The following is an 18,792-nucleotide window of genomic DNA, read 5'->3' as shown; positions in this document are numbered from 1 at the left end:
TCCCCTTTTATGTCATTTGTGAAAGTATAAGGCGACTATGTTAATGCGATGTTAATCACTATCATCTTGGTAAAGATTAAATTCCTTCAGCTGTTTCTTGAGTGTATTGCGAGAAATATCGAGTATGGTAGAAAGCTGTGTGATGTTGGGGCAAAGCGAAAAGCTTACATGTAAAAGAGATCTTTGCATCATTTGCTCCAGTTCATGCGCTTTTTCAACACCTTCTTTTTCTAAAAAATCGCGACAAAATTGCTCTAGTGTCTGCTTTTCACACGGCGATGCGTCTTCAAACTCTTTAATGTCATCCGCTTTGATCATCGCATCGCTAGCGTTTAAGCACGCGCTGTAAATCGTATTGCGCAGCTCCCTAATATTGCCTCGCCAATGATGGCGTGCAAGTTTAACCAACGCCTCTTCGGAAATTGACGTTATGGTCATTTTAAGATCACGATTGGCTTTAGCGATAAAATGTTCGCACAAGATAGGAATATCTTGAATCCGCTCTTTCAGTGTTGGCATCGTAATCGTAAGCATAGAGAGGCGAAAGTAAAGGTCTTCACGAAAACTTTTTTGCTGACTTTGTGCTTTAAGATTGGCATTGGTCGCACTGATAATGCGTCCTTCAAAATTAAGCTCTTTAGAGCCTCCTACACGCCTGAACTTTTTTGTCTCTAAAAAACGCAATAGTTTGCTTTGAAGCTCAATATCAAGCTCTCCAATCTCGTCTAAAAAGAGCGTTCCTTCACCTGTTTGCTCAGCATACCCGATGTGCTGTTTATCGGCACTGGTAAACGAGCCCTTTTCATGCCCGAAAAGCTGACTTTCAAAAAGCTCTTTAGGAATAGACGCACAGTTAACCGCAACAAAAGGGTGCTCCCCATGCGTAGAGTTGGTATGAATGAGATTGGCGATCAGCTCTTTTCCCGTTCCTGTTTCGCCGTAAATGAGCACAGCAAGATCATTATTGGCGGCGATGCCAATTTTTTTATAGATCTCTTTCATCGTCTCATAAGAACCTACAAACGCCTCTTCACCTTGCTTGATCGGTTTTTTAGCACTCTTCTCTTTGCTTGAAGTGTGCATGTATTTTCCCACCAACTCTAAAAGTTGCGCTTCATCAAAGGGCTTTTGCAAAATGTCTTTAATGCCAATTTTGGACGCTTCGATCATATTCGTAGGTGTCGTATACGCCGTCATCAAGATAATGGGAAGGTTAAGTCCTACTTTTTTAAACTGCTTGATCAAATCAATGCCTGTAAGATTTTCGCCAAGCATGACATCGACGATTAAAAGCTCAACCCCTTGCTCTTCGATGATTAAAGAGAGTTCAAACTCTTCACCATTAAACTGTAACGGTATATGCTGATTGCGCTGTAAAATTTTAGCAACTGAGTAGCGAATCTCTTGTTGGTCATCAATAATGGCAATTTTCATAAAACCTCTTCGCATGGGAAATATAAACAAAATGTTGTCTGATTGTTCTGACTTTCAAACTCGATATAACCATTGGAGAGATAGACAATTTTATAGATGCTAAAAAGCCCCAAGCCAGAACCCTCTTTTTTTGTGGTAAAAAAGGGTTTAAACAGATTGGCTTTGGTTTTTTCATCCATGGTTTCACCACTGTTTTTCACACACAAGATGGAAAATCCTGCTTGCTCTGCCCTCTTCCATGTAATCTCAATACTACTCAGTTGAAACGCTGCATCGATGGCGTTATTGAGTAAATTTATCAAAATAATTTCAATCGCATTCGCTCCCATTTTAACGTATAAATCCTCTTCAACGATGTTCTGAATCGTTAAATGTTTTTTATTCAAAGAAGAACGCAATAATGCGATAGACTCTTCAACCAATGGCTTTACATGTAAAGGTTTTTCGTACTTGAAGTCAGCGGGTTTGGCAAGGGCTAAAAAATCCACAACCTGATGATCGATGCGCGCTAATGCTCCATGAATGATGGGCATATCTTCTTTGTCGGGCAGTTGGGCAGGAGAAAGCAACAACTTTAAAGGCTGTAGTAGATTTTTAACTTCATGCGCAAAAGAGGAACCAATTTCTCCCAAGATAATAAGTGAGTGCGAAATGCGAGCGTTCTTCTCCTCTTTTTCGATAGAGTCTCGCAGCTCATGCATTAATTGCGTTGTTTTTTCAATAATACGTGTGATTTCATCGTTCTCTTTGCCTTGATAAATCGTAATGTCATCCCAACGCTTTTCGATAATTGCTTGTGCATTATTGGAGAGTAGATGAAGTCGTCCTAAAAGCCTTCCCATAAAAATATTGGCAATCACTAATGAAAGAAGTGCCACCATAAGAAGAAGTACAAACTGTGCTAAAAAGGTATCTTGTAACATGCTAAAAAGCGTTTGATTTTTGACCTTAAGCACAAAAGAGCCAAAAGTCACCCCATCTTGTTCAAAAGGAACAACATTGTAAGTGTCAAACTCTTTAAACGTATCACCAAGACGATAATGTTCCGTATCGGTATGCGCCACAATGACATTATGAGTGTCAATAAATCCTGAGCTTTCAATCATACTGCTGGAACTCAATGTTTTGAGAAATTTGTAAAGCTCCCATTGATTATGGGTAAGGATAAACTCGCTGACAAAGGCTTTGTTAGAGTTAATGTTGGTCTTAATAAGCTCATCAATGATCTGATTGGTATGGTTTTTATGAATGTCGATATTAATAACAATAGAAACCGAAGAGATGGCAAAAACAACCCAAAAAATGAGTGTGGCAAGTTTAACTTGAACAGAGAGTGCTAAAAGATAGTCAATGAGTTTTTTCATTGTCTCTGTTCAATGACTTCAAGCATTTTGGCCACGTTGGAAAAATCTTGACCAGAGGGGAGATCAAAGCGATCTAAGGAAAGTTTTTCCAAAATGCTTTTTCCATAAGGGTCTAAATGCATTGTTGCAAAGGCATGTTGTAACATATCAAACTGCTTTTTAGGCAATGAACTTCTCGCTACAATAGGAGAATTGGTATAAGGTCCTAAGACCTGAATAATTTTAAGTTGCTCAATCTGCTCTGGACACTTTTGTGTAAAACGGGTATAAACTATACTATCTACACTTGCACCATCCACAAAACCATCAATCACAGCTTTAATCGACTCGCCATGCTCATACGTATAGATGTAAGATTTGAAAAATGTTTTAGGATCCATGTTATGGTTTATCATATAGTAGCTTGGAGCTGTTGCTCCTGAATTACTCTCAGGATCGGTAAAGGCAAAAATAGCATCTTTGAAGTCTGATAAGGACGTAAATCGGCTACTTTTTTTGGCGATTATATAAGAGTAATACTGATCACTTCCATCAAAAATGGGGATTGCTAAAATTTTACCTGTGCCATCTTTGTCGAGTTTTGTATAACTGGAGTTACAAATATAAGCAACGTCGACTTTATTCTCTTTGATGAGTGTATTCATCTCCGCATACGTTTTGGTAAAACGTATTTGTATATCAAAATCACTATTTTTACTCTCCAAATATTTTTCCCAATCCATAAAATTTTTAAGATCATCTTTTAAGACAGTTCCTGTTAACCCTAAAACAATTTTTTCTTTGGCATAGAGTGAAAAAGGCAACAATAGTAGTAAAAAAAGCATGGTAAATTTTTGAAAGGCACTGGTCAAAACTTGATCGTTTTTCATCTCTTTAAAGCTCCTTTTTTCTCTTGAAGTCCCTATTCTAGGGATTTTAAAAGTTGGCACATTAATTGCAGTTAGCACATTGTACTTGAAGAAAAGTTCAAAAAACTTTAAAGGAGTCCATGATGCATTTGTTGTGGGATATACGGGTCTCGCTCGATCTGTTTTTAGGTGGTTTAGGTGTAGGTGCCTTCCTCGTGGGGGTTATACTTTACTATGTGGATGCAAAAGTTTACGATGGTTTCGTCAAAAAATCATTTGTTGTTGCACCGCTTTTGGTGATAGCAGGATTACTGCTACTACTTACAGAACTTGGACGTCCATTGAACGTTATTAAAACGATCTATGCGGTTAATCCAACCTCATTTATGTCAATCGGTATCTTTTTACAAAGTGCGTTTGTAGCAGTTGCGCTATTTATCGCCTTTAAAGTATTGACAAGTGGTGTTTCATCACTTAGCTCAAAAATCGTTTACGCTGGTGCAGTTCTTGCAGGTCTCGTTGGTTTGTATCATGGATTTTTGCTCTCTGGCATCGCAAAAGAACCTTGGAACAACGCTATTCCTGTGATTTTCTTTGTTTCGTCTATTCTTTCAGGTGCATCGCTCATGGTACTTTTCAATCTGAGAAGCTTAGAAAACCTTGTGGCACGCTTTAAACTCCCCCTCATCATCAACATGGTTTTAACCCTTGAGTTAGCCGCTGTTTTTGCATGGGTTTACAACTTAGCGTTAACAACCGCATCTTCAAAACATGCCTATGATGTTCTCATCAGTAACTTTAGCATGGAGTTTTGGGCACTAAGCATCTTAATGGGGTTAATCGCACCTTTAGCCATTTTTACATTGGTTATTCTAAACAAACTATCCCTCAAAGCAGTAGCGATTCCAACATTCGCAATCATAGTTGCGGGAAGCTTTTTCCTCAAAAACTTAGTTGTCTATCTCGGTCAAGCAGTATAAGGAGTCAATGATGAGTATTAACAGAAGAGATTTTCTCAAAACAACAGCTGGAACAGCAGCGGTAGCTTCAACCATATCTATTTTTCCAGAAGAAGTCGAAGCAAAAACAGGTGAACTGGGTTACGAGGGTGAAGCAGGCAAATGGGTAGCTTCAACCTGTCAAGGATGTACAAGTTGGTGTAGCATTCAAGGACTTGTGGTTGATGGCAAAGTCATTAAAGTCAGAGGCAATCCCAACTCACCAAGTGGTGGACGCATTTGTCCACGTCCACATTTAGCATTGCAACAAGTGTACGATCCTGATCGTGTTAAAACACCACTAAAACGAACCAATCCTAAAAAAGGAAGAGGTATTGATCCTAAATTTGTACCTATTTCATGGGATGAAGCGATCAATACCATCGCCGATAAAATTATGGAACTTATTAATGCAGGCGAAACACACAAATTCCTTTTAACCCGTGGTCGTTACACTGGTATGAATGAAATCATGTATGGAACATTTCCAAAACTCATTGGTAGCCCAAATAACATTTCACACAGTGCTTTATGTGCTGATGCCGAAGAGTTTGGACGCGAACAATCTGAGGGCTATCCGGCGTATGCTGACTTTGATCTTCAAAACACTCGTTATATTTTGGGTTGGAGTTCAGATATGGTTGCATCAAATCGTCAAACACCGTGGTTTATCAACCAATTTGGAAATGTTAAAGATAGAGCTAAAATCACGACGATTGATCCTCGTCTATCCGCTACGGGAGCTAAATCACATCGTTGGTTACCTATTATTCCAGGAACCGATGGAGCACTCGCTATTGCCATTGCACATGTTATTCTTTCTGAGGGCAAATGGAACAGAGATTTTGTAGGTGATTTTGCCGATAAAGTCAACTATTTTGTTGTAGGACAAGAAGTTCCAACAGAAATTATTGTCGAAGATAAAAAGATTCCTGTAGTCTTTAATGAAATTCATACCAATGGTGTTGTTGCATGGTGGAATTTAGAGCTGAAAGATCGTACTCCTGAGTGGGCGGAGCCAATTACGGGTATTAGCGCCAAAGAGATTCGTGAAGTAGCTCGTGAATTTGCGGAAGCTGGCAATAGAGCCATTTCATGGACAAGTCCAGGCGCTTCTATGCAAATAAGAGGAGGCATCTCTTCCTTTGCATGCCATGCTCTTAATGGACTTGTAGGCTCCGTTGATTCCGTTGGCGGTATCTTGCAACAAGGTTCAGCACCAACTGCTAAAACACCTGATGTGAAGCCTTACATTGATCCTCGTTTTGCTGACAGTTTGAAAAAACCAAAAATCGATCAGCGAGGAACCAAAGGGTTTCCTGCACTTGAGCACATGAAATCGGGTGGATTTGTGTGTACCTCAAGGGTTGCACAAGCCATGCTTGATCAAGATCCGTATGACATCAAAATGGCAATTGGTTATTGGAACAACTGGGTCTTCTCTTCTATGGGAACAAAACAATGGGAAGAAGCAATGTCAAAATTACCATTCTTTGCCCATATTACAACCAATATTGCAGAGATGACAATGTTTGCAGACATCGTATTACCAGCAAAGATGCACATGCTTGAGCGTTATGGATTTGCTAAAAATAAACAAAACTTGACAGCCTACCTCTCTGTTCATCAACCGCTTATCAAGCCTTACGGGGAGGCCAAAACAGATGAAACAGAAGTGCCATTTATGCTCGCTCAAGCACTCGCAAAAAAAGGTTTTGATTTACCTCTGAAATATTATCAAGAGAATTTCAAAGACCCAGAAACTGGCAAAACACCTGAAACCGCTGAGGAATTTGATTTTTTTGCAACAAAATTCTTCACTAAACCTTGTTGGGATGGTAGCAGTAATAGCAAAGGTGATACGATAAATAGCTGGGCTGAGTTACTTGAAAAAGGCATTTGGAAAACAAAACGCTACAAAATTGGCGAAAAAATCGGTCATTTCCATACAGCAACCCATAAATTTGAGTTTTTCAGTGAAACGCTTAAAGCGGGAATGCAAAACCATGCTGATAAGCATAAAATGACGCTTGATGAAGCCATTGAAGCTGCAAATTATACGGTTAAAGGTGAGCAATTCTTTGTACCACACTATGAACCAGCGGTACGCTATGGGGATGAAACAACGTATCCATTCATTTTTATCGACCACCGTTCACGCCTTAATCGTGAAGGAAGAAGTCAAAATACTCCTTGGTATTACAGTACAAAAAGTGTTGATCCAGGTGATGAAAATGAAAAAGATGTCACAAAACTCAATCCGCTTGATGGTAAAAAATTAGGACTTAAAAACGGCGATAAAGTTCGTGTTATCTCCATGTTTGGAACCATTGAAAGTGAGATCAAACTCTGGGAAGGTATCCGTCCTGGAACTGTCGCTAAATGTTACGGACAAGGTCACTGGGCATATGGTCGCGTAGGGTCAGAAATCTTTGGATCAAAACCTCGTGGTGGTAATAACAACGATTTATATTGTTATGACTGGGAGCGCCTTAGTGGCTCAAACCCACGACATGGTGGACATACTCGTGTAAAAATCGAAAAGATATAGGTGAAGGATAAACAATGGCAAAAAAATATGGAATGATTATTGACCTACATCGTTGCGTGGGATGCGGTGCATGTGATCTTGCATGTAAAAGTGAAAACAATACGCCAGATGGTATTGACTGGGCAAGTCATAAAATCGAAACGTATGGTGTATTCCCAAAAGTTACTTATACCCATACGCCAACTCTTTGTAACCACTGTGAAGATGCTCCCTGTGTGCGAGTCTGTCCAACGCAGGCGATGCATAAAACAGAAGAGGGATTTGTGGTGCATGATCCAAGCCTTTGCATCGGATGTAAAAGCTGTATGTTGGCTGATCCTTATGGTGTTATCTTCTTCAATAAAGAGCACGCTTTCTTGGATTATGTAACCGATGATAGTAGTATCGTCAAAGGTGGAACGTTCTCGAAAAAAGAGCTTAGCGATAAATCAAAAGCACCCTTCCCTAACTTTAATGCGGCACGAGGTGCTGGTGGCTATGAAGCAGTAAGGCGTAAAGGTGCGGTTGAAAAGTGTACCTTCTGTAACCACAGAGTCGCGCAAGGACTTGCGCCTGCATGTGTCGTAGCCTGTCCAGCAGATGCACGTATATTTGGCGATCTCAATGATGAGAAAAGTCAAATTGCAACAACATTGAAAGCAAATAAACCAACGGTATTGCTCCCTGAAAAAGGCACAAAACCTAAAGTCTTTTACATCAGAAGCTACAATTAAATCAAAGACCCTCATTGGAGGGTCTTCTCCACTCTTTAGTAAACCTTTTTATTTAATATAGGCGAGACACTTATGCGTCTAATTTTCTTATTAAATAGTATATAACTTTCTTATGTAGCATCATCGACGCTTGGGAAGACTATTGTGCTAAAATTTGCAAAAGAGTTCTCAAAAAATTTATGGATATACATTTTCGCGTATTGAAAATCCAGGTTCTGGGCAAGGTATTGATGCACTTTTAAAAGATAAAATAGAACTTGTGAGGGAGAACAAAGTTTTCAACTCTACAACGGAGAGGTATTTGATGTCATCTTCAGCACAGTTCAGATAAAAGTGGTCAGTAGATAATTTTCTGCTGGCCTTGAAATAAATCTATTTTTCTACATCTTCGAGGATACGATTAATGGCATCCAAAAGAGGTTTGATATCATTTTGGCAAACATCATAAACTGCTTCTGCATCTAAATCAAAATAGTGATGCGTAATAATATCTCTCATCCCTTTGACGGCCTTCCAATCAATCTCAGGATAATTTTTAAGAAGTGAATTGTTGGTGAGTTTATCAATATGTTTTAAACTCTCACCAATGGCAATAAGCTGCATACAAAACGCATCTAGTTTTTCAAGTCCTTCATCATTTTTTAGAAAATAATCCAAACTTGGAACTTTCGAGAAGCGTAGTAAGATTCTCTCTGCTGCATTTGCAATTTGTTTTAATGTCTCTAACACTAAGATATTAGACATAAATTGCTTCTTGTGTAATTTGCTGTTTCAGAAAAGGGTTCATTGTCTCTCTAAGGCGAATGACATCTACAGGTGTTTTAAAGCTCTCTTGCAATTCTTGGCGAATCGCTGAGAGGGTTAAAAGATTTGGTTTATCAAGCTGAACAATGACATCCACATCGCTCTCATTGGTTGCTGTGCCTTTTGCATAACTACCAAACAAACCAATTCTAGTGACAGAATATTTCTGATAAAGTTCATCTTTATGTGTTTGTAGAAAAGATAGAATATCTTCACGACTCATACCTGCCTCCTTTAAATTGATTAGCTATATTATAACACATTCAGGGCTAGTCACTTAATTGTTAGAAAACTGCTTCAAAGTTATAAAATATTTATAGTATATATAAAAATTTTATAACAGTATAATAGCGTTACTAAAATACTATTTTTCTATCTTTGCCATTCTAAGTGCTGCCATTTTAATAAACTTGCCAACGGTCATACCATAGCTATTAGCAGCCGATTCTACAAGTGCTAGTTCACTTGGGCTAAAGTAAGTAGCGAAGCGATTTTCTTTGGCATGTTCACTCTCAGGCTTTTTAGGTCGTCCACCTTTTTTACGCTCACTTTCTGCAAAAGTTGATGTGACAGATGATTTTGCTTTTCCTAAAATTGAATCAATCGATTTTTTCTCTGCCATAATGCTATTCTCCTTTAAAGAGATCAAGAATAGATTTGTATTGTTGGTAAACTGTTTTATAAGCACATTTGGAAAGAGGTGTCTCGTTATAAAGCTCTGTTAAGCTAAGACCTGTTTCAATAGTATTTTTAAAGGCTTTAGAAAGTCGAAGTTCAAAAAACTCCAAATTATCAAAATGCTGACTAATCGCATTTTTTACTGTCTCAAAATCACTCTCTTTTTCTGTCTTTGTAACAAGAATAAAAAGATTCTCATTTAAAGGTTGAATCTCTTCAATGGTTTCTACAGTACGAAGGATTGAGTTATAATCATTGGATGTTGGAATTAAAATAGCGGAGCTTGCTTTTAGAATAGGAAGGACACCTGATGAAACAAATCCTCCAAAATCATATACGCAGTTATCAATGATCTCTGGACTTGATGATATTTTTGCCATATCAGGATAAATGGATTCAATCACTGAATTATCATTAGACTGTAAGTAATAACCAAGATCTTTCGCTAGGGAAAATGAGATAGGTGTTTTACCGACACCACCTTTTTTATTGATAACAGAAATAATCATATATAACCTTTTAATAGCGTTATTTAACTGTTATATTATAGTTAAATATGATTTATTTATCAACTATTTTTGGGTTATATACCATATCTATTGAGTGAGAGTCTGAGTAAAATAAAGTATTCATTGAGATTTTCAAAGTAAAAAAACGCTCGAACCGGGCAATTCGAGCGTTGGTTATAAAAAAGTGTTAGATTATTCACAAAAAGGAAGTTTTTGTCTTGGTAATGAAAGTATAGACAAATAGATTAAATGGTTATCAAACTCTTTGTTAATCAACAGTAAATTTCAAACATCTTTTGTCATCAACTTCCTAAACTCTTCAACCGCACTGTTTAAAATAGCTTTGCGTTTATCATCATCTTCATGATACGTTGTATAACTAAAACCTGGATGCATCTCTTGATAAAGCTTCCTGGCAATCTCTTTTGCCAGCAGATGATTCAGCGCTGCTTCATAGCGTCTATTGATAGGGTTAAGTAAAAACAGATAGAGTGTAAAAGCCACCATAATGGAAATAACCATAGGTAAGCAAGGGAGTATTTCAAACATACCATCTCCTTTTTCATTGAATCTTTAAAATAACACCTAAGGAAAGAAATATTTCCTCAGATATCTTTGATTGTTGCATCACCATAGATCCTCTCCCTAAACTTCTCAAAGTCCACCATAGGATGAGGATCTCCTTTATCTCTGTTCTTAATACGCTCCTCAATAATTCTTGCAATCTCCCTATCCTCTAAATGCTCTTCAATCGCCTTAAGTCTTAAAAACTCCTCTACCGGAAAGAGAACAATTATGGGTTCCTTTTCTTTTAACATCACACCCAAGGATCCTGCTTCGACCTTATTCAGTAAGCTAAGAAGTCGTGTGCTTAACTGCTTCTCTTCCTTATGCACACAAAGATAGTTCTGCCCACACACTTCCATCACCTCAAAGCTTTTTTCTGTGGCACTTTTGGTATCTTGACTGAGTCTATAGACCCAAATAGCCAGAGCTGTGGCTAAGGTGAGTTTGAACAGTGATTCCCATGTTACGATTTCCATGATTTTCTCCTTTTTATAGATTGTTTACGCAATGCTCTTGTTCTAGCATGATTTTTGAGATAATGCGTTAGGGCTTTTAGCATCAAGGTGCTTCTGCTAAGACCCAAGGTTTTTGCTTGATGGGTAACTGCTCGTTTTTCATCAAGGCTGAGTGTCACTATGAGTCTTTTCATACTTTATCCTTGTAAAGACGGTACATAGTACGAGCAAGTTCTGCAACCACCTCTTTGGGGAGTTTAAGCTCAACGGAGAGCTCCTCTAAAAGCGCTTTGGCTTTAGGACTTAAGGTGCTTTCATCTAATTTTGAATTCTTTTTAAAAAACGTGTGTTTATCTGTCTCTTTCATCTCGATTCCTTTGAACATACAGACGTAATGCTTTAAAAAAAGCATTCGCAGTGGTAAACGATACTCCTGTCGCATAATGCGAAGACTCTTAGTGTGTATGACTACAATATCCATCTGCTATCCTTAAAAAACACGATCAAGCCATGCCTTAAAAGCAGGCGCATCGCAATACGCCACCATAAAGCCAACAGCACTGAGGAGGAGCAGGAATACAAGAAAGAGCAGACGCTCTTTCTGACTATCTGGCTGATACAGCAGATAAGCTCCTAGGAGTAATGATAAAGGATATGAATACTTCATCTTTTCTCCTTAGTGCATCAATGCTTCATAGAGCATCACAAAAAAGATCAACATGACCAAGCCATACCCAAAGACTCTAACGAGCATGGAAAGCGTAAAGCTCTTGTTGGAGAAGTACAGAGGAATCATTAACAGCAGTATCATGGCAAGTAGCGCAATGAGTGCCTGCGAATAGTGACTTGTTTGATTCATTGGTGATCCTTTCTTACCTCTTCTGCTTGCTCTTTTAATACTGCTTCATCGTTTATAAGATGACGCTTCGCTTTTAATCTTAGACGAATAGCATCTAAAGCCTTTTCTAACAACCGGAATGCAATATCAAAAAGAAAAAGCAGTAAAAGTAAGCTCATAAAATCACTGCTCATCCAGGTGGAGGGATTAAAGAAGGATGAATGAGCATGATTCGATTCATCTTTTAGGGTGCTTTGCTGCAAAGAAGCACCATTTGTCAAACGAAGTGCAGTTTTAGTCACCTTACAATTGAATTGAAAGTTAGAATGCAAGCTTCAATTTAAATACCTCTACATAATTCTGCACTTCACCTAAGAGCAAGGCTTTTTTGTCAGTCAAAGCTTCATTAAACTAAGTGTAGAAATAGGAATGTATTTTAAAAACATACCACTTAAAAAGCCCGATGTCATTTTCTGCCCTAATTGCGTAGTAACCTATACTATTATGTTTATATATAGTACATTGATTTTTCATAGAAAAACCTCTTATCGCTATTTGGGTATTACTCAAGGTGAGTTTTTTGATTTTTGGCTTGTTTCTTATCGCTAAAATTGCCCTTGTAAAGACTATTGCATTTTATATTGCAATTATGGATGAGACAAGTGGAAAGAAAAAAGATATACACAAATAAATGAAGTGTAATAAGAGTTTAAAGATTTAGGCACAATGTGTCTAACTTTGTGCCTAAATCTTGTCAAAAACTTGTCATTATGACAGTATAGAGCAAAAGAAAACCGCTATTAATGATGTTAAATAAAATACTATAAAGCTCTATTTTAAGGGATTTTTCGAAGTTTTAGGAGTGGTGTCAAGAGAGGGACTCGAACCCTCGACCTCCGGCTTATGAGGAAAGCTCGAAAATTGACAATATCGTATTTATGGGGATTTTAGCACTGACAAATAACGCCAATACCCACTAATTTGCTTATTTTTGGTGACACTTTAGGTGACCATCTTGCTTCCATTATTAATAACTTGTGCGATATTTAATTTTGTTCATTCTCTCAATGATGGACGAAGTTTAAAAAATATATGCCTATTTTTTTACTTCGTCTGACAACATGTAAGTCTTTAGAAATTTCATCTAGCTTTAGTTCTTTATTCACTCCAATGCCAAGACTTAACAATTGTTTATCAAATGCTTCTTCGATAAGTGTGCATATAAGATTTACATGATCGGTGAGTTTCATTTAATGCCTTTTTAGTCGTTTGTATATACTTTTTTCAGTGTTGTTAAGAGCTCTACTTTATCGATCATTAATGGATCTGTGATAGATTTGAATGCTTTTGCATCGATTTTTGTTTCTACATGTTCGATAAACGCATTAAAATCTTCTTTCATCTTCCCTGTCAGTGAAATCTTTTCTTCACCTGTTAGCAATAGAGAAAGTTTAAAGATATCACGACGATGTTTTTTATACTTATCATCTTCTCTCTCTTTTAAATCTCTAAATGCAGACATCTTAAGCATAATCGTTGCTTGTGTATTGGTGCATGGAGCAATTGTACTTTTCTCAACATTTTGTTTTATCATCTCAAAATATTCAGGATCAAGCATGATGGCAGAAAGCGAATACAGCCCTTCTTCTGGGTCTATTGGAATTATTCTTTGATCTGCATCCAATTCTAAATCATTTTCATTAGAGGCAAAAAGCTCTATCTCCTTTGCAAATCCTTCAATTTTTGGCTTGATAAAACGATAATAGATGTACTGGTCTCGCGCACCTTTTTGAATTTCGTATAAACCTTCTTTGATGTATTCTTTGATCTTTTGCGTGATATGAATATTTTTAGAGGTCAGGAGTACTAAATCAATGTCAAATGTTGCTTTACCATGCCCTTCGAGCTCACGATCTAAAAGCATTAAAGTAGCGAATCCTCCAATGACAACATAATCATCTTCAAAGTCTTGGAGATAATCTCTTAAATGACTTAAGCCTGCATAATCGGTTTGCTTCATAAATTTCCTTTGTATATGGCTTTGATATTTTTGAGTGCTTCTTGGGTGCGTTCATCTTCATTGTGTCTAAAATATCTTAGTAAATATAACGGGTGTATCGCTTGATTTTTGGAAAAAATTGCTGGATTTCTATCCCAAACTTCTATCATATACTGTGCATCATCCCTATCACACGCTATCTCGTCTAATTGAGTAGACTTATTAGGTAAAGGAGCAACTGCAATCGTCTTCAAAGAGTCGTCCATCAAAGATGAATAATGTGCTAGTGCAGAGTATCCACTAAAGAAAATTTCTAAATGTGGTAGCACTTTGCTGTATACCACATACTTCAATGGAGATACCGCTTCTTTTTCAAGTTTTTCATACACTTCAGCGCGTGATATAAAATACACCTTCTTACTCACACCTTCTTTTTCAATATGAAGATAACCCAAAGACGCTAGGATATCTAATCCAATGGATGTGGCTCTAAGCTCTGTTTGAATCAAACAAGCGACCTCTTTGATCATCATGCCATTTTGAATCTGTTCATCTAAATAGCCAATCAAAATAAGATCTGCATTGGGGGATAGTTTTTGATACTGCTTTGCGGGTGAAACAGAAGGTGTCTGAACTTGCGTAAATGCAAATGGCATAAAAATTTGACTATCTACAACAATAAAAGGTACTTGTTTTGACATAAGGCTTTTTTGTACCGTTGGCTTGAGTTTTTCAAATACTAAAACCACACGGCACGGACACAGTGTTTCTAGTTTTTTTACCGCATTATAATGCATTCGTACATCAAAACTGTTCTCTTTGACTTTTGCGAAGAGAACACCAAAACCATCAATACTTGTATTGTAAAGTTCATAGGCTGACTTAATATACAGAGGTATTGCTATATGCAATTCTTTGTCTTCAATATGCCATTGTGTATGGTTTCTAATATAGTTGAATAGTTGTTCTTTTGTTTTCATAATCTTATATTAACATAAAAAATATTTAATTTACAATAAAATGTAAATTGTGTTGATTTAATGTATATAAAAGGTTAATCCATAGTAATTTTTATCTTATCATCACACTTTGACTGTCAAATGAAGTGCAGTTTTAGACACTATTCAATTCAATTCAAGACTAAAATACGATCTCCAACTTAAAAATCTTTCCATGATTCTGCACTTCATCTGATACTTGAAACCTATTGGGCAAATTATATAATCAATAATATTAGTGACCATTTTGTGTACGAAAAGATTGGAGCGTCATTTTTAGATGGTCACTTTTTTGAGCTTGTTCACGAGAAATAGACTGAAACATCAGTGAAGTTTCTTTGGTCTCTTCAGCAACATCTACCATTGTATGGGCTATTTCTACCAAACTTTCTATATGATGCATCGCTTGGCTACTCTTATGCATAGTTTTTTCTGCATTCTGAACTGCAAAAGAGAGCTTTTCATCGGACTTGCGAGCTTCAGTAATCAACGCTTGGGAATTGGATGAAATCGTAATTGCATTTTCAGAACTTTTTTGAATTTCACTACTAATCTCTAAAATTCCTGAAGTTATTGCATGCACCACAGAGCTAATCTCTTCAAGGCTTGTCTGAGTTTTTTCAGCCAACTTTCGCACTTCATCCGCAACCACAGCAAAGCCATGTCCATGCTCTCCTGCACGAGCCGCTTCGATGGCGGCATTTAAAGATAAGAGATTTGTTTGCGATGCAATATCTTCAATCGCTTCTAAAACAATTTTGATCTGTTTCGCATGTGCGGTAAGGTTTGAGGTTTTGAGGGCTAGTTCTCTTTCATGTTGACTATCCTTTTGAATGTTTCCAACAGAGGTCTCAAGCTCTAAAAATAACTTATTTAAAGACACCCTCGCCTCTTGGAGGGTCAAAGAGCTGGTTTTCGAGAGAGCATAAGACTCACTGGTTTCCGTACGTATTGCCATAATAGAGCTATGTACATGCGCAATTGCTTCTATTTGTGAGGCAATCTTTCCAACAAGTGATGTAGCAATTTGGGTGAGTTCTTCTGCAGATTCTAAATTCAAAGAAGAGCTTTTTTTAACAGCATGTAGTGTCTCTTGGATTTTGGATAAGAACTCATTAATAAGAGAGGAGACCGTGCCAAGTTCATCATACTGCTTTATTTCAAGGCGCCTTGTCAAATCACGATCACCTTTGGCTACGTTATAAACCATTATGCGAAGCTTTTCAATAACACCAAAAATCTCTTTTTTAAAAAATAGTAAAAAGATTACTAAAATAAGCGCTACGGCTAAAGCCATAAAAAAAACTATACGCATTTTGGCATAGGTAATATTTTCCTTGGATGTTTGTGTTGAGATAATCAACTCACTCACACCCAATACATCACCTTCTTTGACATTTACATGGCAACGTAAACAAGATATTTCCGCTTTTAAAGGCAGTGCAATACGAATATACTCTTGATTTTTCTCGTTAAATTCTTCAAAAATCTCTGTTTGTTGTTCCAAAAGAGGCTCTAATTTTGGAGGAATCGGCTCATCCTTTGGGCTTGCAAAAAGCTCTTTAACCGATGGACTCTTATAGACTTTAAGCTACGTCACACCAGCTATAGTGGAAGCCTCTTGAATTGTGCTAGCGATCAATTGTGGATCTCCAGAGCTCATACTTCCTTTAATTGTTTGGAAGATAGAAGATGATAGCATCGTTGAAGATGCCTTAAACTGGCTTTTTGCAAGCTTTTCATAATCATTTGATATAAAAAAAAACAAAAGAATAAATGTTCCTCCAATGGAGATAAACAATGTAAAAAGTGTTTTTGATTTTAGTGTTTTTAACATTCAATAACCTTTCATATCAATTTTCAATTACTATTAGAAGTTTTACATGTAATGGTTCCTATTTCTTGTGGTATCCCCAAATAAAACCCTTGCGCGTAATCTATACCAATGGCTTGAACTTTCTGTAAAACAGCTTTGGAATGGACATATTCAGCGACTGTCGCAATGCCCAATTTATGCGCTAAGTGGTGAATGTTTTCAACAATATCATAGTGCATCGTATTATGGTCAATATCTTTAATCAATGAACCATCTATTTTTAAACTATTGGGAGATAAAGATAAAATATGATCGAAATTGGAAAATCCTGTTCCAAAATCATCAATTGCGATCTGACACCCATACGATCTCACCATCACAATAAATTCTTCAAGTGCTTTTGTATTATCAAAGGATTGAGATTCTAAAATTTCAAAGGTAATGCGGCTTGGTCTAGTAAATGTACTTAATCGCTTTTCTAAAAAATCTTTCGTCATATATTCATTAACATCTTCAAAACTGAGGTTAATATTAAATGCTTCTTCCCGCTCTGAAAAAAAGTCCAATACTTTACTCATCATCAATCGACTAAGGTCGCAATAAAGACCTGTTTTCTGAGCTATTTCAATAAATTTAAACGGCAAGATGATTTCGTTCACATCTTTAATTCGCATCAAACATTCATACTTATCTAACTGTAAAGTACGGGTATTAAAAATTGGCTGAACATAGGGAATAACCCCTTTGCCCTCTTTATGAAGGGATTGATGGATAGTTTTAATCGTTTTGAGAATATCTGTTTGTTCGGTAGCATTATAAATTCCACTCAGTGCATCAATATGCATATCAATCAATTTGTCCACACTTTTTAAGGCATCAATACGCTGATGCGAAATGAGCATTTCTCGTAAAAAAGAGCGTACAACATGCAACGCTGCATTGACATAATGGTTTGGTAAGGCAATACGTACATGTGTTTGACTGATTCGATGGAGCATCTCAAAGTAAGCTTCATCGTAAATGCCATTAAACAACCTCAAAAACCATGCTCTAATTTTTCTACGATGACGTTGGATAATGGTGTCATTCGATAAGAAATGAGAAGCATGCTCAAATGTAAAAATACGTTTATAAAAGAGGATCAAAAAATCATCAACGTTAGTACGAGCTAAAGGAGAAAGCTCTTTTAGAATACGTACGTCATTCTCATTAAAAGCATAATTATGCAATAACAATTGAAAATTATACATAGCTTTCCTCTTTGTAATAATGTTTTTAAGTTAGACTATATAGGCATAAATGGATCATAAAACAAGACTATCACTTAACCATATATCTTTTTTTATATTCCAGTTGGCATCAAATTTTCTCGCTTAATATAAGCCATGAGTCCAGCAGAACTCACATTCACTTTACCTTCTCTATTAATTTCTTTTGCAATAAAAGGCACACTACTTTTATAACTTAACATTTCAATGATTTGGTCTTTATAGACATCAAAAACACTTGCTCTTTTCTTCCTTGGCTTGGAGGGTTGTATGCAACTAGCCATTATTCACTCCCTTTAGTAAGGTTTCATATTACCTTCATATATTTTGTAATATCAAGTTTACAAATCACCTTATAATCTTCAAAAATACATATCTCTTTCTGCGCTACTTTTGATCATAAAATCACTTATACGAAGAATTTTCACGAAGGGATAAGAGCATCAAAGATGACCACTCTTAGCAGGGTATGAATTAATTAAGACATGTGAAAATTGTTGATCAGAGATATTGGTTATAATTTTTTGTTTTTGAAGTAATCCTTCAATAATCTTTCCAAAAAGTATTGGATAGTGCACTATTCTTTCTTTAAAATAATCAAATTGAATGACTAAAATTTGCCCAGCTGAAAGAAATTTGACAGTTTCAGGATAACAAATATTGGCAAAATTAGCATGTGCCCCTATAAATTCACCAACAGAACAGTGCATCATTTGTTGTGTTTTGTTCAATATTTTCAACTGTCCAGAAATAAAGATATAAAGGTTAAAGGGCACATCACCTTGTTGATAAAGCACTTCATTCGTGGTATAGTGTTTTATAAAGGCATATTGATTCATATTATCGCAGAATACGCTTTTAAGATTTAAAAAGTATGGACTAGCTTTAGTAGACATGAAAGCATTCCTTAAACAAGTAAAAACGCCACCTTAATAGATACCCGGAAAGGTGG

25 protein-coding genes are annotated in these 18,792 nt (G+C 36.7%); 3 read left to right on the top strand and 22 right to left on the bottom strand.

Annotation, left to right across the window (positions count from 1 at the left end; translation table 11 throughout):
- Positions 1-51: 51 nt before the first annotated feature.
- The 3 genes from Sdiek1_RS04975 to phnD are packed head-to-tail and all read right to left on the bottom strand — an operon-like array spanning position 52 to position 3,667.
- Positions 52-1,434 (bottom strand): sigma-54-dependent transcriptional regulator, encoded by a 1,383-nt coding sequence (locus tag Sdiek1_RS04975; protein ID WP_161491991.1) that lies wholly within the window; start codon positions 1,432-1,434, stop codon positions 52-54.
- Positions 1,431-2,798, bottom strand: coding sequence for a sensor histidine kinase (locus tag Sdiek1_RS04970; RefSeq protein ID WP_087438175.1), 1,368 nt, complete (start codon positions 2,796-2,798; stop codon positions 1,431-1,433). Before Sdiek1_RS04970 ends, Sdiek1_RS04975 begins: the two co-directional genes overlap by 4 nt.
- Entirely contained in the window at positions 2,795-3,667 is an 873-nt protein-coding gene (phnD, locus tag Sdiek1_RS04965) for a phosphate/phosphite/phosphonate ABC transporter substrate-binding protein (protein WP_087438174.1), read from the bottom strand. The genes Sdiek1_RS04970 and phnD overlap by 4 nt, the downstream gene beginning before the upstream one ends.
- A 122-nt stretch (positions 3,668-3,789) precedes the next feature.
- Here phnD and nrfD point away from each other — a divergent pair, with 122 nt between their 5' ends.
- The 3 genes from nrfD to Sdiek1_RS04950 are packed head-to-tail and all read left to right on the top strand — an operon-like array spanning position 3,790 to position 7,908.
- Entirely contained in the window at positions 3,790-4,626 is an 837-nt protein-coding gene (gene nrfD / locus Sdiek1_RS04960) for an NrfD/PsrC family molybdoenzyme membrane anchor subunit (protein ID WP_161491990.1), read from the top strand.
- Between the two features lie 10 nt (positions 4,627-4,636).
- The gene (locus tag Sdiek1_RS04955) at positions 4,637-7,195 is read left to right on the top strand and encodes a molybdopterin-dependent oxidoreductase (protein WP_087438172.1); all 2,559 of its coding nucleotides are present in this window, start codon (positions 4,637-4,639) and stop codon (positions 7,193-7,195) included.
- A 14-nt stretch (positions 7,196-7,209) separates the two neighbouring features.
- Positions 7,210-7,908 (top strand): 4Fe-4S dicluster domain-containing protein, encoded by a 699-nt coding sequence (locus Sdiek1_RS04950; RefSeq protein WP_087438171.1) that lies wholly within the window; start codon positions 7,210-7,212, stop codon positions 7,906-7,908.
- Between the two features lie 372 nt (positions 7,909-8,280).
- Here the strand turns inward: Sdiek1_RS04950 and Sdiek1_RS04945 are convergent, their stop codons facing one another.
- The 19 genes from Sdiek1_RS04945 to Sdiek1_RS04860 form a co-directional block, all read right to left on the bottom strand.
- Positions 8,281-8,652, bottom strand: coding sequence for a HepT-like ribonuclease domain-containing protein (locus Sdiek1_RS04945; protein ID WP_087438170.1), 372 nt, complete (start codon positions 8,650-8,652; stop codon positions 8,281-8,283).
- Positions 8,645-8,935: a nucleotidyltransferase family protein gene (locus Sdiek1_RS04940; protein ID WP_087438169.1), complete on the bottom strand. Its 291-nt coding sequence runs from the start codon at positions 8,933-8,935 to the stop codon at positions 8,645-8,647. The genes Sdiek1_RS04945 and Sdiek1_RS04940 overlap by 8 nt, the downstream gene beginning before the upstream one ends.
- A gap of 141 nt (positions 8,936-9,076) precedes the next feature.
- Positions 9,077-9,334 (bottom strand): hypothetical protein, encoded by a 258-nt coding sequence (locus Sdiek1_RS04935; protein WP_087438168.1) that lies wholly within the window; start codon positions 9,332-9,334, stop codon positions 9,077-9,079.
- 4 nt (positions 9,335-9,338) lie between these two features.
- Complete coding sequence (locus tag Sdiek1_RS04930; RefSeq protein ID WP_087438167.1) at positions 9,339-9,899, bottom strand: ParA family protein; 561 nt, start codon at positions 9,897-9,899, stop codon at positions 9,339-9,341.
- Positions 9,900-10,184: 285 nt separating this feature from the next.
- The gene (locus tag Sdiek1_RS04925; protein WP_087438166.1) at positions 10,185-10,448 is read right to left on the bottom strand and encodes a hypothetical protein; all 264 of its coding nucleotides are present in this window, start codon (positions 10,446-10,448) and stop codon (positions 10,185-10,187) included.
- Positions 10,449-10,504: 56 nt separating this feature from the next.
- The gene (locus Sdiek1_RS04920) at positions 10,505-10,942 is read right to left on the bottom strand and encodes a hypothetical protein (RefSeq protein ID WP_087438165.1); all 438 of its coding nucleotides are present in this window, start codon (positions 10,940-10,942) and stop codon (positions 10,505-10,507) included.
- The gene (locus tag Sdiek1_RS04915; protein WP_087438164.1) at positions 10,930-11,115 is read right to left on the bottom strand and encodes a ribbon-helix-helix protein, CopG family; all 186 of its coding nucleotides are present in this window, start codon (positions 11,113-11,115) and stop codon (positions 10,930-10,932) included. The genes Sdiek1_RS04920 and Sdiek1_RS04915 overlap by 13 nt, the downstream gene beginning before the upstream one ends.
- Entirely contained in the window at positions 11,112-11,402 is a 291-nt protein-coding gene (locus tag Sdiek1_RS04910; protein ID WP_087438163.1) for a hypothetical protein, read from the bottom strand. The genes Sdiek1_RS04915 and Sdiek1_RS04910 overlap by 4 nt, the downstream gene beginning before the upstream one ends.
- A gap of 9 nt (positions 11,403-11,411) precedes the next feature.
- A complete protein-coding gene (locus Sdiek1_RS14830; RefSeq protein WP_161491989.1) occupies positions 11,412-11,588 on the bottom strand; it encodes a hypothetical protein in 177 nt (58 codons plus the stop codon).
- A 9-nt stretch (positions 11,589-11,597) separates the two neighbouring features.
- Entirely contained in the window at positions 11,598-11,780 is a 183-nt protein-coding gene (locus Sdiek1_RS04905; RefSeq protein WP_087438162.1) for a hypothetical protein, read from the bottom strand.
- The gene (locus tag Sdiek1_RS04900; RefSeq protein ID WP_087438161.1) at positions 11,777-12,022 is read right to left on the bottom strand and encodes a hypothetical protein; all 246 of its coding nucleotides are present in this window, start codon (positions 12,020-12,022) and stop codon (positions 11,777-11,779) included. The genes Sdiek1_RS04905 and Sdiek1_RS04900 overlap by 4 nt, the downstream gene beginning before the upstream one ends.
- 801 nt (positions 12,023-12,823) lie before the next feature.
- A complete protein-coding gene (locus tag Sdiek1_RS04895; RefSeq protein ID WP_087438160.1) occupies positions 12,824-13,009 on the bottom strand; it encodes a hypothetical protein in 186 nt (61 codons plus the stop codon).
- An 11-nt stretch (positions 13,010-13,020) separates the two neighbouring features.
- Positions 13,021-13,779, bottom strand: a complete 759-nt coding sequence (locus tag Sdiek1_RS04890) for a hypothetical protein (protein WP_087438159.1) — start codon at positions 13,777-13,779, stop codon at positions 13,021-13,023.
- Positions 13,776-14,738: a hypothetical protein gene (locus Sdiek1_RS04885; RefSeq protein ID WP_087438158.1), complete on the bottom strand. Its 963-nt coding sequence runs from the start codon at positions 14,736-14,738 to the stop codon at positions 13,776-13,778. Before Sdiek1_RS04885 ends, Sdiek1_RS04890 begins: the two co-directional genes overlap by 4 nt.
- A gap of 253 nt (positions 14,739-14,991) precedes the next feature.
- Positions 14,992-16,263, bottom strand: coding sequence for a methyl-accepting chemotaxis protein (locus tag Sdiek1_RS15415; RefSeq protein ID WP_087438157.1), 1,272 nt, complete (start codon positions 16,261-16,263; stop codon positions 14,992-14,994).
- An 84-nt stretch (positions 16,264-16,347) separates the two neighbouring features.
- Complete coding sequence (locus Sdiek1_RS04875; RefSeq protein WP_087438156.1) at positions 16,348-16,593, bottom strand: hypothetical protein; 246 nt, start codon at positions 16,591-16,593, stop codon at positions 16,348-16,350.
- 23 nt (positions 16,594-16,616) lie between these two features.
- Positions 16,617-17,822, bottom strand: a complete 1,206-nt coding sequence (locus Sdiek1_RS04870; RefSeq protein ID WP_087438155.1) for an EAL domain-containing protein — start codon at positions 17,820-17,822, stop codon at positions 16,617-16,619.
- Positions 17,823-17,914: 92 nt separating this feature from the next.
- A complete protein-coding gene (locus tag Sdiek1_RS04865) occupies positions 17,915-18,124 on the bottom strand; it encodes a hypothetical protein (RefSeq protein WP_087438154.1) in 210 nt (69 codons plus the stop codon).
- A 159-nt stretch (positions 18,125-18,283) separates the two neighbouring features.
- Positions 18,284-18,736: a cyclic nucleotide-binding domain-containing protein gene (locus Sdiek1_RS04860; protein WP_087438153.1), complete on the bottom strand. Its 453-nt coding sequence runs from the start codon at positions 18,734-18,736 to the stop codon at positions 18,284-18,286.
- Between the last annotated feature and the right edge of the window lie 56 nt (positions 18,737-18,792).

Origin of the sequence: Sulfurospirillum diekertiae (assembly GCF_002162315.1) — a bacterium.
GTDB lineage: Bacteria > Campylobacterota > Campylobacteria > Campylobacterales > Sulfurospirillaceae > Sulfurospirillum.
This window is presented reverse-complemented; position numbering and strand designations above follow the sequence as displayed.

Excerpts from the sequence above, each read along its gene's own strand:
- Sdiek1_RS04975 (WP_161491991.1), bottom strand. The coding sequence starts at position 1,434 with ATGAAAATTGCCATTATTGATGACCAACAAGAGATTCGCTACTCAGTT.
- Sdiek1_RS04970 (WP_087438175.1), bottom strand. The coding sequence starts at position 2,798 with ATGAAAAAACTCATTGACTATCTTTTAGCACTCTCTGTTCAAGTTAAA.
- phnD (WP_087438174.1), bottom strand. The coding sequence starts at position 3,667 with ATGAAAAACGATCAAGTTTTGACCAGTGCCTTTCAAAAATTTACCATG.
- nrfD (WP_161491990.1), top strand. The coding sequence starts at position 3,790 with ATGCATTTGTTGTGGGATATACGGGTCTCGCTCGATCTGTTTTTAGGT.
- Sdiek1_RS04955 (WP_087438172.1), top strand. The coding sequence starts at position 4,637 with ATGAGTATTAACAGAAGAGATTTTCTCAAAACAACAGCTGGAACAGCA.
- Sdiek1_RS04950 (WP_087438171.1), top strand. The coding sequence starts at position 7,210 with ATGGCAAAAAAATATGGAATGATTATTGACCTACATCGTTGCGTGGGA.
- Sdiek1_RS04945 (WP_087438170.1), bottom strand. The coding sequence starts at position 8,652 with ATGTCTAATATCTTAGTGTTAGAGACATTAAAACAAATTGCAAATGCA.
- Sdiek1_RS04940 (WP_087438169.1), bottom strand. The coding sequence starts at position 8,935 with ATGAGTCGTGAAGATATTCTATCTTTTCTACAAACACATAAAGATGAA.
- Sdiek1_RS04935 (WP_087438168.1), bottom strand. The coding sequence starts at position 9,334 with ATGGCAGAGAAAAAATCGATTGATTCAATTTTAGGAAAAGCAAAATCA.
- Sdiek1_RS04930 (WP_087438167.1), bottom strand. The coding sequence starts at position 9,899 with ATGATTATTTCTGTTATCAATAAAAAAGGTGGTGTCGGTAAAACACCT.
- Sdiek1_RS04925 (WP_087438166.1), bottom strand. The coding sequence starts at position 10,448 with ATGTTTGAAATACTCCCTTGCTTACCTATGGTTATTTCCATTATGGTG.
- Sdiek1_RS04920 (WP_087438165.1), bottom strand. The coding sequence starts at position 10,942 with ATGGAAATCGTAACATGGGAATCACTGTTCAAACTCACCTTAGCCACA.
- Sdiek1_RS04915 (WP_087438164.1), bottom strand. The coding sequence starts at position 11,115 with ATGAAAAGACTCATAGTGACACTCAGCCTTGATGAAAAACGAGCAGTT.
- Sdiek1_RS04910 (WP_087438163.1), bottom strand. The coding sequence starts at position 11,402 with ATGGATATTGTAGTCATACACACTAAGAGTCTTCGCATTATGCGACAG.
- Sdiek1_RS14830 (WP_161491989.1), bottom strand. The coding sequence starts at position 11,588 with ATGAAGTATTCATATCCTTTATCATTACTCCTAGGAGCTTATCTGCTG.
- Sdiek1_RS04905 (WP_087438162.1), bottom strand. The coding sequence starts at position 11,780 with ATGAATCAAACAAGTCACTATTCGCAGGCACTCATTGCGCTACTTGCC.
- Sdiek1_RS04895 (WP_087438160.1), bottom strand. The coding sequence starts at position 13,009 with ATGAAACTCACCGATCATGTAAATCTTATATGCACACTTATCGAAGAA.
- Sdiek1_RS04890 (WP_087438159.1), bottom strand. The coding sequence starts at position 13,779 with ATGAAGCAAACCGATTATGCAGGCTTAAGTCATTTAAGAGATTATCTC.
- Sdiek1_RS04885 (WP_087438158.1), bottom strand. The coding sequence starts at position 14,738 with ATGAAAACAAAAGAACAACTATTCAACTATATTAGAAACCATACACAA.
- Sdiek1_RS04875 (WP_087438156.1), bottom strand. The coding sequence starts at position 16,593 with ATGTTAAAAACACTAAAATCAAAAACACTTTTTACATTGTTTATCTCC.
- Sdiek1_RS04870 (WP_087438155.1), bottom strand. The coding sequence starts at position 17,822 with ATGTATAATTTTCAATTGTTATTGCATAATTATGCTTTTAATGAGAAT.
- Sdiek1_RS04865 (WP_087438154.1), bottom strand. The coding sequence starts at position 18,124 with ATGGCTAGTTGCATACAACCCTCCAAGCCAAGGAAGAAAAGAGCAAGT.
- Sdiek1_RS04860 (WP_087438153.1), bottom strand. The coding sequence starts at position 18,736 with ATGTCTACTAAAGCTAGTCCATACTTTTTAAATCTTAAAAGCGTATTC.